Source organism: Stenotrophomonas sp. 3diitr2024 (assembly GCF_042136455.1).
Classification (GTDB): Bacteria; Pseudomonadota; Gammaproteobacteria; order Xanthomonadales; family Xanthomonadaceae; genus Stenotrophomonas; species Stenotrophomonas sepilia.
The window spans coordinates 1-330 of the sequence record NZ_JBHHMJ010000845.1 but is presented as its reverse complement, the minus strand read 5'-3'; the positions used below and the strand labels follow the sequence as shown (position 1 = coordinate 330).

Sequence of the window (330 nt, the reverse complement as noted above, 5' to 3'; positions counted from 1 at the left end):
GCGCCCCCCCTATCGATGTAGGACGATGTCCAAATTCGACGCTTGATGTGTCGTATTCCGCCCAAATCTTCACGCCCCTCACAATTCGTACTTGTCCGGTTTCTGCCCGTCCCACCCGATCACGTCACCATCGAGATCGATGGCAAGTCGCTGGTCGTGCCCAAGGGCTCGATGATCATCCAGGCGGCCGACAAGGCCGGCATTCCGATTCCGCGCTTCTGCTACGCAGCACACCCGGTCTCGCACGACCCGGCCCAACCGCTGGACACCGGCATCGACCGCGCGCTGTGGCTGACCCCGGCCGAGCTGCAGGCCGCCGGTGAGCGCCAG

1 protein-coding gene is annotated in these 330 nt (G+C 64.2%); it reads left to right on the top strand.

Annotation, left to right across the window (positions count from 1 at the left end; all coding sequences use genetic code 11):
* Nucleotides 1–45 precede the first annotated feature (45 nt).
* Nucleotides 46–330 (top strand): 2Fe-2S iron-sulfur cluster-binding protein (locus ABGA94_RS22305; protein WP_375368112.1); only part of this gene is annotated, 285 nt, incomplete at its 3' end.